Origin of the sequence: Streptomyces sp. NRRL F-6492 (assembly GCF_001280125.1) — a bacterium.
Lineage (GTDB): Bacteria > Actinomycetota > Actinomycetes > Streptomycetales > Streptomycetaceae > Streptomyces.
This window is the reverse complement of sequence record NZ_LGEG01000043.1, coordinates 1-11,097: the sequence shown is the minus strand read 5'-3', so window position 1 is coordinate 11,097 and position 11,097 is coordinate 1. Positions and strand designations below refer to the sequence as shown.

General features: G+C 74.2%; 7 protein-coding genes. 3 read left to right on the top strand and 4 right to left on the bottom strand.

Translation table 11 applies throughout. From position 1 onward, the window contains the following. Positions 1 to 324: 324 nt before the first annotated feature. The gene (locus ADL08_RS06085; RefSeq protein ID WP_053641016.1) at positions 325 to 891 is read right to left on the bottom strand and encodes a MarR family winged helix-turn-helix transcriptional regulator; all 567 of its coding nucleotides are present in this window, start codon (positions 889 to 891) and stop codon (positions 325 to 327) included. A gap of 154 nt (positions 892 to 1,045) precedes the next feature. Here ADL08_RS06085 and ADL08_RS06080 point away from each other — a divergent pair, with 154 nt between their 5' ends. Continuing rightward, positions 1,046 to 2,323 carry an MFS transporter gene (locus tag ADL08_RS06080; protein ID WP_234352015.1) on the top strand — a complete coding sequence of 426 codons (1,278 nt, stop codon included), beginning with the start codon at positions 1,046 to 1,048 and terminating at the stop codon, positions 2,321 to 2,323. 12 nt (positions 2,324 to 2,335) lie between these two features. On the opposite strand, the gene ADL08_RS06075 is transcribed toward ADL08_RS06080, so the two are convergent. Together ADL08_RS06075 and ADL08_RS06070 are read right to left on the bottom strand one after the other, a co-directional pair. Then, entirely contained in the window at positions 2,336 to 3,970 is a 1,635-nt protein-coding gene (locus tag ADL08_RS06075; protein WP_053641014.1) for an ATP-binding SpoIIE family protein phosphatase, read from the bottom strand. Between the two features lie 106 nt (positions 3,971 to 4,076). Next, complete coding sequence (locus ADL08_RS06070) at positions 4,077 to 5,441, bottom strand: NAD(P)/FAD-dependent oxidoreductase (RefSeq protein WP_053641013.1); 1,365 nt, start codon at positions 5,439 to 5,441, stop codon at positions 4,077 to 4,079. Between the two features lie 353 nt (positions 5,442 to 5,794). Here ADL08_RS06070 and ADL08_RS06065 point away from each other — a divergent pair, with 353 nt between their 5' ends. Both ADL08_RS06065 and ADL08_RS06060 read left to right on the top strand, forming a co-directional pair. Next, on the top strand, positions 5,795 to 6,580 hold the full coding sequence (locus ADL08_RS06065) for a TetR/AcrR family transcriptional regulator (protein ID WP_053641012.1): 786 nt from the start codon (positions 5,795 to 5,797) through the stop codon (positions 6,578 to 6,580). A 228-nt stretch (positions 6,581 to 6,808) separates the two neighbouring features. Continuing rightward, positions 6,809 to 9,064: a sigma-70 family RNA polymerase sigma factor gene (locus ADL08_RS06060; protein WP_053641011.1), complete on the top strand. Its 2,256-nt coding sequence runs from the start codon at positions 6,809 to 6,811 to the stop codon at positions 9,062 to 9,064. Here the strand turns inward: ADL08_RS06060 and ADL08_RS06055 are convergent. Beyond that, the coding region (locus ADL08_RS06055; protein ID WP_420710538.1) for an ATP-binding protein at positions 9,051 to 11,097 on the bottom strand (2,047 nt) is incomplete at its 5' end. The two genes, ADL08_RS06060 and ADL08_RS06055, sit on opposite strands and share 14 nt — an antisense overlap.

Here is an 11,097-nt window from a genome sequence, read left to right as displayed (position 1 = left end):
CTCCGGGCCCTTCCGGCGGTTCCGACTCTATCAGATCCTTTCGGCGTCTGATTCCCGGTCAGCGGGAGTTGTCTTTCCGGCTGTTGGGCCGTTCCGACGTCTCAAACTCTAGCGGATTCCCCCGGCGACTCATAATCGAGTCTTTCGAAATGAATTTCGGCATGCCGAAATTCTTCCCGCGAGGGAGATCGTGCTGAGTAGAGGTGCCGCATCAGCGGCGGGAGTGGCTGCCGCAGAACCGTTCCGGCTCCGTGACAACTCGGAGAACACTACGCATCCGGAAGGTGCGTGTCAACCTCCCCCTCTACCCCGCCCGCCACGGCCTCAATCGAGGTCCGTCAGGCGGCCGCCGGCGTCGGGCTGGGTGTGCTCCACGCGGCGGAGGAGACGGATGAGGACGTCGCCCAGGACGCCCTTCTCCTCCGTACTGAGGTCCTGGAGGAGGTCCTCCTCGAAGGCGGTGGCCATGCGCATGGCCTCCAGCCACTTCGTGCGGCCCTCGTCGGTGAGCTCGACGATCACGCGGACCCGGTTGTTCTCGTCGCGGTCGCGGGTGACCAGGCCTTCTCCCGCCATGCGGTCGATGCGGTGGGTCATCGCGGCCGGGGTGAGGCCCAGGCGCTTGGCCAGCTCGCCGGGGCCGAGCCGGTAGGGCTCCCCGGAGAGGACCAGCGTCTTGAGGACCTCCCACTCGGCGTTGCTGATGCCGAGGTCGGCGAGCTGGCGTCCGTACGCCACGTTCATCCGGCGGTTCAGCCGGCCGAGGGCGGAGACGACCTTCTCGACCTGGGGGTCGAGGTCGCGGAACTCGCGCTGGTAGGCGGCGATCTGCTCGTCGAGGCTCGGCTCCTGGAGAGCCTGCGGGCCGGATCGCTCGGGGTTTTCGGACATGCGGCGAGTATCCCACGGGCCCCGTTGGCGTTGAAGTCCTTCGATGTGTACAGTTGAGACGTTAACTTTAGCTTTTAAGTCTTCAGGGTTCAGGGCTACAGGCCTGAACCCGCGACCGAAGTGGGTGAGTGTGACCAAGGCGAGGGGCGCGGCGATGCGCCGGATTCAGGCAGGCAGCGCGCTGAGCGCGTTCGGACTCGGCTTCACCGTGCCGTACCTCTATGTGTACGTGGCGCAGGTGCGGGATCTGGGCGCGGCGACGGCGGGCATCGTGCTCGCCGTCTTCGCCATGGCCGCGCTCGTGGTGCTGCCCTTCAGCGGTCGGGCCATCGACCGGCGCGGGCCCGTGCCCGTGCTGCTCGTGGCCTCGGTCGTCGCCGCCGTGGGCGCGGTGGGGATGGGCTTCGCCTCCAGCGTGCCGACGGCCGTGGGGGCGGCGGCGCTGCTCGGTGCCGGTACGGCCGTCCTCCAGCCGGCCCTCGCCACGATGATCGTCTGGTGCTCGACGCCCGTCGGGCGCACCCGGGCGTTCGCCACGCAGTTCTTCCTGCAGAACCTGGGCCTCGGCGTCGGCGGTCTGATCGGCGGCCAGCTGGTCGACACCAGCCGGCCGGGCAGCTTCATCCTGCTGTTCTCGATCGAGGCCGCGATGTTCCTGGTGCTCGCCGGGATCGTCGGGACCGTCCGGATGCCGGGCTCCCCCGCGCTCCAGGACGCCCGTCCGTCCGGCGCCGGCAAGGGCGGCGGGGTCCGCGCGCTGCTCGGGCACAAGGCGATGGTGCAGCTGTGCGTCCTCGGCTTCGTCCTCTTCTTCGCCTGCTACGGACAGTTCGAGTCGGGCCTCGCCGCGTACGGCACCGAGGCCGCCGGGATCCAGCCGTCCGGGCTCGGTCTCGCGCTCGCCGCCAACACGGCGGTGATCGTGCTGGCCCAGTTCCTGGTCCTCAAGTTCGTCGAGCGCCGCAGGCGGTCCCGGGTGATCGCGGCCGTGGGCCTGATCTGGACCCTGGCGTGGATCATCGCCGGGTACGCGGGCCTCGGGCACGGCAGCCAGACCATGGCGACGGCGGCCTTCGTCTCCACGTACGCCCTCTTCGGGCTCGGCGAGGCGATGCTGTCGCCGACCGTGGCCCCGCTGGTGGCCGATCTGGCGCCGGAGTCGATGGTCGGCTCGTACAACTCGGCCTTCGCCCTGGTGAAGCAGCTGGCGCTGGCCGTCGGTCCGGCCGTGGGCGGGCCCATGGGGGCCGCGCTGCACGGTCCGTACATCGTGACCTTCGTGCTCTTCTCGCTCGGGATCACCTTCCTCGCCGTCCGGCTCGGCAGGCAGCTCACCCCCGAGCAGAACCAGCCCTCACTGGCCCTCAGGCCGTCGAAGGTCGTCGTCCGGCACGAGCCGACCGCGAAGGACGTACCGGTCAGCGCGTCCTAGTCCCCCGGCGGCCTAGTCCTTCAGGGCGAACTCGCACCAGACCGCTTTGCCGCCGCCCGGTGTGCGGCGGCTTCCCCAGGACGAGGCGATCGTCGCGATGATCGAGATCCCGCGACCCGCCTCGTCCTCCGTTTCCGCCCTGCGGCGGCGCGGCAGGTGGTCGTCCCCGTCCGTCACCTCGATGATCAGGCGCCGGTCGGTGCGGCGCAGCCGCAGGCGCATGGGCGGGGTGCCGTGCTGGAGGGAGTTCCCCACCAGCTCGCTGGTGGCCAGGACCCCCAGGTCCCGCAGCTCGACCGGGAAGCGCCAGCTGGAGAGGACCCCGGAGGCGAAGGCACGCGCGCGGGGGGCCGCCTCCACCCCGCCGAGCAGTTCCAGGGCGGCGTTGTGGAACAGCTCCGCGTCCGTCCCCTCCCGGGAGGGGTGCTGGACGACCAGGACGGCGACGTCGTCGTCGTGCTCGGCGGTCACCCCCAGGGAGCGCAGGAGCCGGTCGCAGACCACCTGCGGGGTGCCGCTGGCGCCGGAGAGGGCGCGGGCGAGGGCGGCGACGCCCTCGTCGATGTCCTCGCGGCGCCGCTCCACCAGGCCGTCGGTGTAGAGGACGGCGGTGGAGCCGGGCGGCAGGGCGATGGAGCCCGAGGTGTGGAGCCAGCCGCCGGTGCCGAGCGGCGGGCCCGTGGGGTCCTCGGCGCGGCGGACGGTGCCGTCCTCGTCCCGTACGAGGATCGGGAGGTGGCCCGCGGAGGCGTACACCAGCCTGCCCTCGTTGGGGTCGTGGATCGCGTACACGCAGGTGGCGATCTGGCTGGCGTCGATCTCGGCGGCGAGGCCGTCGAGGAGCTGGAGGACCTCGTGCGGGGGCAGGTCCAGGCGCGCGTACGCCCGGACGGCGGTGCGGAGCTGGCCCATGACGGCGGCGGCGCGGACGCCCCGGCCCATCACGTCGCCGATGACGAGCGCGGTGCGGCCGGCGCCGAGGGTGATCACGTCGTACCAGTCGCCGCCGACGGCCGCGTCCGTGCCGCCGGGCTGGTAGGTGGCGGCGATCCGCAGGTCGTCGGGCTGCTCCAGGTCCTGCGGGAGCAGGGAGCGCTGGAGGGTGACGGCGGTCTCGCGGTGCTTGCGCTCGCTGGCGCGCAGCCGCTCGGCGGCCTCGGCGTGGTCGGTGACGTCCGCGGCGTGGACGAGGACGGCGCCGCCGTCGTCGAGGCGGGGGCTGTCGACGGGCAGGCAGGTGACCGTGTACGACCCGCCGTCCCGGGTGCGGCGGGACTTGACCGTCCGGGGCTTGCCGCTGCGCAGGACCTGGTCCATGAGGGGCAGCAGGCCCAGGTCCCCGGCCTCCGGGCAGGTGTCGGCGACGGTGGCGCCGGGGGTGCGGGGGCCGAAGGCGGCGGCGTAGGCGTCGTTGACGTACGCGATGCGGTGCTCCGGGCCGTACACGAGCGCGACCAGGCCGGGGAGGCGGCCGAGGAGCTCCCGTACGGAGAAGTCCTCCAGGGAGGGGACGTCCTCGGCGACGTCGGCCGGCCGGTCCAGCTGCTGCCCGTGCTCACCGCGGGCGGCGGGCACGGAGCCTTCGGTCCCCCGCGCCGTGCGGCGCTGCGTTCCGGGGAGCCGGGCGCTCCAACGGGTGAAGTTCACGGATCTGTATGCCTCGTGGTGTCGGTGCCGTGCAGAGTCACGCTGTGCAGGTGTGAGCCCACCTATGGTCACACGTCCAGTGTGGACGAGTGCACTGACAGTGATGTCAGGACGACGGCTTGTCGCCGTCGCCGGGTGGCGGGGAGGCGGCGATCTCGAATTCGGCGCGGGGGTGTTCCAGCGAGCCGAGGGAGACGATCTCCCGTTTGAACAGGCCTGACAAGGTCCATTCGGCCAGGACGCGGGCCTTCCGGTTGAAGGTGGGGACCCGGCTCAGATGGTAGGCCCGGTGCATGAACCACGCCGGGTATCCCTTGAGTTTGCGTCCGTAGACGTGGGCGACGCCCTTGTGGAGGCCGAGGGAGGCCACGGATCCCGCGTACGCGTGCGCGTACTCCTTGAGCGGCTGTCCGCGCAGGGAGGCGGCGATGTTCTCGGCGAGGACCCGGGCCTGGCGGACGGCGTGCTGGGCGTTGGGCGCGCACTCCCTGCCGGGTTCGCCGGAGGTGACGTCGGGGACGGCGGCGGCGTCGCCGGCGGCCCAGGCGTGCTCGACGCCCTCGACGGAGAGCCGGGCGGTGCAGCGGAGCCGGCCGCGCTCGTTCCTCGGCAGGTCGGTGGCGGCGAGGAGGGGGGACGGCTTGACGCCGGCGGTCCAGACGAGGGTGCGGGTGGGCAGCCGGGTGCCGTCGCTGAGCACCGCGACCCGGTCCTCGCAGGAGTCGAGCCGGGTCTCCAGGCGCACGTCGACGTTCCGGGCGCGCAGCTCGCGGACGGCGTACCGGCCCATCTTCTCGCCGACCTCGGGGAGGATCCGGCCGGTGGCCTCGACGAGGACCCAGCGCAGGTCGCCGGGCTTGACGTTGTGGTAGTACCGCGCGGTGTAGCGGGCCATGTCCTCCAGCTCGGCGAGGGCCTCCACGCCCGCGTAGCCGCCGCCGACGAAGACGAAGGTGAGGGCGGCGTCGCGGATCGCGGGGTCGCGGGTGGAGGAGGCGATGTCCATCTGCTCGATGACGTGGTTGCGCAGGCCGATGGCCTCCTCGACGGTCTTGAAGCCGATGCCGTGCTCGGCCAGGCCGGGGACCGGGAGGGTGCGGGAGACGGAGCCGGGCGCGATGACCAGCTCGTCGTAGGTGAGCTCGACCGGGCCCGTGCCCTCCTCCTCGGTGGCGAGGGTGGAGAGGGTCGCGGTCCGCTTGGCGTGGTCGACGGACCCGACCTCGCCGATGAGGATCCGGCAGCGGTCGAGGACGCGGCGCAGCGGCACGACGACGTGGCGCGGGGAGATGGAGCCGGCCGCGGCCTCGGGCAGGAACGGCTGGTACGTCATGTACGGCTCGGGGGTGACCACGACGATCTCGGCGGCGCCGGATCGGAGTTCCGCCCTGAGCTGCCGCTGGAGGCGCAGCGCGGTGTACATGCCGACGTATCCACCGCCGACCACGAGAATGCGCGCAGGTTCGGTCACTGTCCCATGACGCACCCCCGTCCGTTGTTTGTCCACAGGCTCGACGAATTGTGTGACCGGAGGGGTACGGAGGCGTGGGGTGGCGGGTGCGGGGAGCGCGGTGGGATCGGCCCAGGTCACGGAGGCCGGGGCGGGTTCGGCCGGGGGTGGGAAACGGGAGTGATCCGGGCCTTGCTCCGATCGGGGGGCGCACCGTGCGGAACACCCCCTTCTGAATTGACTCCGACTCAACTATGTTCGTACTTCGTCGGGGTGTCGGACGGGAGCGTGTGGACCGAAGCTCTCGTCGGCCGGAAACCCCGTATCAGGGCGGGGAGTCTCCGGGGGGAGACATCATGAGCGGGGGAACGCTTATGCAGATGCAGGATTCACGCTGGCAGCCGGGCGCCGGGGCGCTGGCCGTCGACGACGTGCGCGCCGCGGGGGCCGTCGCCTCCGAGCGCAACGGCGCGTCGGTGGCGGGCGGCAGGGCCGCGCCGCTGCGGGTGGACGCCCAGCGCAATCTGGAGCACGTGCTGCGGGCCGCGCGCGAGGTGTTCGGCGAGCTCGGCTACGGGGCTCCGATGGAGGACGTGGCGCGCCGCGCGCGCGTGGGGGTCGGCACCGTCTACCGGCGCTTCCCCAGCAAGGACGTGCTGGTGCGCCGGATAGCCGAGGAGGAGACCGCCCGGCTGACCGAGCAGGCGCGGACCGCGCTCGGCCAGGAGGAGGAGCCGTGGTCGGCGCTCTCCCGGTTCCTGCGGACCTCGGTGGCCTCGGGCGCGGGGCGGCTCCTGCCGCCGCAGGTGCTGCGGGTGCGCGTGGACGACTCCGTGACGCCGGCCGTCGCCGAGGACGCGGACGACGCGGCCCGGGTGCCGCACCAGCGGGGCGACGGGCAGGTGGACACGCGGGTGGTCGCGCCGCGCGGCGTGCCGGCCGAGGAGCGGGACGACGCGGGGGCCTCGGAGCTCCTGGAGGTCGTCGGGCGGCTGGTCGACCGGGCGCGGGAGGCGGGTGAGCTGCGGGCGGACGTGACCGTGGCGGACGTCCTCCTCGTCATCGCCACCGCGGCGCCGGCCCTGCCGGACGCGGTGCAGCAGGCGGCGGCTTCGTCGCGGCTCCTGGACATCCTGCTGGAGGGCCTGCGGTCCCGGTAGGGGCCTGATCCTCCGCCTTCGCGGGCGACCCGGGTCCTTCGCCGCCGGTGGTGCGATCCGTGGTCCGGGTGGACCGACGAGCATGACACGAACGTGTGAGCGGTCACGCCCGGATGCGGGAAGTCGCCCCGGACGAGTGGTAAGTGGACGGGTCGCTTCGGCGTGCCCGCCCGCTGTGGCAGGCTTGGCCGGTGTTCGGTTCTGAGCATGCATACGGGGGCTTCCGCGATGAGCGGTGAGAGTCGGGACGAGCCGCTGGGAAACGGCGGCACCGCGGAGGCCGGGGGTCTGCCCGCCCGGCAGGTGCCGAGCCAGGGCGGGCCGGCGGGTCACTCCGGTACGGCGGGTGCGTCCGGTACGGCCGGTGTGGCCGGCACTTCTTCGGCCGGGCCGCCGGGCTCTCCCGGGTACGTCGATCCGCTCGGCGCGAGCGTTCCACAGCAGCGTGAGGGGAAACCGGCGGGAGCGGGGACGGGAGCCGGGGTCGTCGCGGGGGCGGCCGCCGGGACCGGGTCCGGCGGAACCGGGACCCACGGAACCGGGCCTGGTGAAGTCGGGCCCGGTGGAGTCGGGCCCGGTGGAGCCGGCTTCGCGGAGGGCGAGGAGGAGACCGGGTCCGGGGACGAGGGCGGGGCCGGTGGGGTTCTTCCGCCGCCCCTCGAACTGCCGCCCTCCGACGCCGATCTCGTCCAGCTCATGCGGGACGGCGACGACTCCGCGTACGAGGAGCTGTTCCGCCGCCACTCCGAGGCCGTGCGCCGGTACGCCAGGACCTGCTGCCGCGACGCGCACACCGCCGACGACCTCACCGCCGAGGTGTTCGCCCGCACCCTCCAGGCCGTACGGGGCGGGGCCGGGCCCGAGCAGGCGGTGCGCGCCTACCTCATGACGACCGTCCGGCGGGTCGCGGCGAGCTGGGCCAGGACGCAGAAGCGGGAGCAGCTCGTCGAGGACTTCGCGCTGTTCGCGGCGGAGGCCGCCCGCTCCTCCGAGGTCTCCGACCAGGACACGATGGACCTCGGCGCGGACGTCCGGGCCATGCACGAGGCCGAACAGTCGCTCGCCATGCAGGCCTTCCGGTCACTGCCCGAGCGGTGGCAGGCCGTGCTGTGGCACACCACCGTCGAGGAGGAGTCGCCGAGCGAGGTCGCCCCGCTCTTCGGGCTGACCGCCAACGCCACGGCCGTGCTCGCCAGCCGGGCCCGCGAAGGGCTCAAACAGGCCTACCTCCAGGCCCACGTCAGCCAGTCCCTGACCGCGGGCGGCGACTGCGCCCGGTACGCGGACCGGCTCGGCGCCTACGCGCGCGGCGGACTGCGGATGCGGGCCGAGCGCGGCCTGCGCAAGCACCTGGAGGAGTGCGCCAAGTGCCGGCTCGCCGCCGGTGAGCTGGCGCACGTGAACGCCGGGATCCCCGCGCTGCTGCCGGTCGCCGTCATCGGCTGGTTCGCCGCCGGGTACGCGCTCAAGGCGGCCGGTGCCGTCGCGGGCGGCAGCGCCGCCGCGGCCGGGGCGGGCGCGGCGGCCGCCGCCTCCGGGTCCTCGGGGGGCGCCGCCTCGGGCGGTGCCGCCGCCGAGGGGCTCGGCGCCCCCGCCAAGGCCGGGATCGCGGCGGTCATGGCCGTCGCCGCGGCCGCCGGACTCGCCTGGGCCATGGCCGGGGACCCGGAGCCCGTGGCCGCGCCCAAGCCCCCGCAGCCGGTCGTCACCCCGGTGGCGCCGCAGGAGCCCGCGCCACCGGCGGCGCCGGAACCGGCGGCGAAGCCCGTACCGCCGGTTCCGCCGGTGCCGGCGGTACCGGCCGAGCCTTCGGCGCCCGGGGCGAAGCCCGTGCCCGCGTCCGCTTCCGATCCGGCGGAGCCCTCTCCCCGGCCGAGCCCGACGCCGGAGCCGGCGCCTCCCGCCTCGTCGTCCCCGGAGCCGACGCCGCCGAGGACCTCGCCGCCGGCCGGTCCGAAGCAGACGCCGAAGCCCACACCGAAACCGACGCCGGAGCCCGGGCCGACGCCGAGCCCCGCGCAGCCCCCTCTCCCGCCCGCGCCGCCGGCCGTCTACCAGATCGACGAGCTGGACTACGGGATCTTCGGCGACGGCACCAAGCCCGAGGTGTCCATGGCGGAGAGCGGCTTCATGTGGCAGCGCAGGGGCCTCTCCACCGGTGGCGACCGGTACCCGTACGGGGTGAGCGTCCACGCGCCGTCCTCGCTGGTCATCGACCTCAACCGGCAGTGCGCGAGTTACGACGCGGTGGTCGGCGTCGACGACCTGAGCGCCCTGTTCGGCGTCGGCGGCGTCCGCTTCTCCGTCTACGGGGACGGGCAGCGGCTCTGGCGGTCCGGCGTGATCGAGGCGGGCGACCCGCCGGTCCCGGTGCACGTCGACATCACCGGCCGCTCCCGGATCCGGCTCGTGGTCGAGGAGACGTCCCCGCTGGGCCGGGCCGCGATCGCCGACTGGGCGCAGTCCCGGATCAGCTGCTCCTGACGCCGTCCGGGGAGCCGTTCGAGGAGTCTTCCGCGCGGTCGCCCGAGGGGGCCTCCGCGTAGTCCTTCACCAGGGACAGGACCCCGTCGAGGTCCAGGCCCTCGCCCGCCGTCCGGGCGGCGGCGAGGCCCGGCGCGCCGAGGGCGGCGAGCGAGCGGGCCGTCACCGCCTCGGCCTCCACCCGCTCCGGGACCGAGCGGGGCAGCTCGCGGCGCCAGGAGTCGACGGCGGCCAGGACCGTGCCGGCGGGGGCCGGTTCGTCCGCCAGGGACAGGGCGACCGCGAGCCCCTGGCCCAGCGTCGCGGCGATGAGGTCCGCGCAGCGGGCGTCCCGTGCGGCGCGCAGCGCGGCCGCGGCGGAGGCGACGGCCGCGGCGCCCCCGCCCCCGTACGCCTCGACACGGGCGGCGAGTCCGATGACCGCGGCCGTGAAGTGCGGCGGCGGGCCGCCCGCCTCGATCAGGCGGCCGGCCTCCTCCGCGTGGAGGCGGGCCTCCTCGATCTCGCCCCGGTGGAGGGCGATGGCGGCGCCCAGGAAGGAGACGAAGGGCCGGGCGTCCCTGACGTGGTGCCGCTCGGCCTCCGCCGTGGCCTCGGCGAGGCCCTCGCCGGCGGTCTCCATGTCGCCGGAGCGGTAGGCGATCTCGGCGAGACGGGCGAGGAGGAAGGGGCTCTCGGCGTGGGCGCCGACCTCGCGGGCGAGGCGGAGCGCCTCCTCGTAGTCCGCCCGGGCCTCCTCGTACCGGCCGCGCATCATGGAGGACTCGGCCGCCGCGCTCGCGGTCTGCGCCCCCATCCAGCGGTCGCCGACCCGGCGGGCCAGGGCGCGGAGCTCGGCCAGGTCCTCGTCCACGTCGGCCTGGTCACCGGGCATGTCGACGACCATGTGCGTGCGGAACATCAGGGTGACGCCGACCTCCCAGTCGCCTCCGTGGCGGCGGCAGTTGGCGAGGGCGGTGTCGAGGAGGTCCCGCAGGTCGACCGGCTCCTCGGCGTGGATCTCGTTGAAGGCCTCGGTGAACGGCCAGAGCAGGCCGGGGAAGCGGGCGGCCTCGGGCCCCGGCTCGTCCCCGAACGCGGACCGCACCCGCCGCACCAGGGCGAGGGTGCCGGGGTCGTCGCGGAACTCCGAGACGGTGTGGCTCTCGATCGCGAGGAAGAAGTACAGCATCCGCAGGTGCATCCGGGGCCAGTGGCGCGGGTCGGCCGGATCGTCGGGGTCCTCGCCGAGGGCGGCCGCGCGTTCGGTCCAGGCCAGGCCCTCGGAGCGGTGGTTGCGCAGCCACCAGAACCAGCCCATGGCGAAGACGAGCCGGAGGGCGGCGGCCTCGTCGGGGGCGGTGACGAGGGTGCGGTGGAGGGCGGCGCGGATGTTGTCGAGGTCGCGTTCGAGCCGGTCGATCCAGGGGAGCTGCTCGCCGGAGCGCAGCTCGGGCTCGGCGGTCTCCGCGAGCGAGGTGAAGTGGGCGGTGTGGGCGGCTTCGGCGGCGGCGCGCAGGGCGGGGGTCTCGGCGGCGCGCTCGCCCGCGTACTCGTGGATGGTCTCCAGGAGGCGGTAGCGCATCTCGCCGCCCTCGGTGGGGGCGGCGACGACGAGGGACTTGTCGACCAGGGCGCCCAGCGTGTCGGCGGCGCGCGGGGAGAGGGCCTCGGCGGCGGCGAGGTCCCAGCCGCCGGCGAAGACCGAGACCTGCCGGAGCAGGGTGCGCTCGTCCTGGTCGAGCAGGTCCCAGGACCAGTCGACGACCGCGCGCAGGGTCTGCTGGCGGGGCAGGACGGTGCGGGAGCCGGAGGTGAGGAGGCGGAAGCGGTCGTCGAGGCGGTCCGCGATCTGGCGGGGGGTGAGGAGGCGGAGGCGGGCCGCGGCGAGTTCGATGGCGAGGGGGAGGCCGTCGAGGCGGCGGCAGATCTCGTCGACGGCCGCGCTGCCGTCGCCGTCTGCGGAGCCGGAGTCGGAGCCGGGGCCGGAGCCGGGGCCGGAGTCGGAGCCGGTGGAGTCGAAGGAGGGGTGTACGGCGCGGGCGCGTTCGACG

What these genes read in the sequence shown, in the direction of transcription:
- ADL08_RS06060 (WP_053641011.1), top strand. Translation starts at nt 6,809, where the DNA reads ATGAGCGGTGAGAGTCGGGACGAGCCGCTGGGAAACGGCGGCACCGCG.
- ADL08_RS06080 (WP_234352015.1), top strand. Translation starts at nt 1,046, where the DNA reads ATGCGCCGGATTCAGGCAGGCAGCGCGCTGAGCGCGTTCGGACTCGGC.
- ADL08_RS06085 (WP_053641016.1), bottom strand. Translation starts at nt 891, where the DNA reads ATGTCCGAAAACCCCGAGCGATCCGGCCCGCAGGCTCTCCAGGAGCCG.
- ADL08_RS06065 (WP_053641012.1), top strand. Translation starts at nt 5,795, where the DNA reads ATGCAGATGCAGGATTCACGCTGGCAGCCGGGCGCCGGGGCGCTGGCC.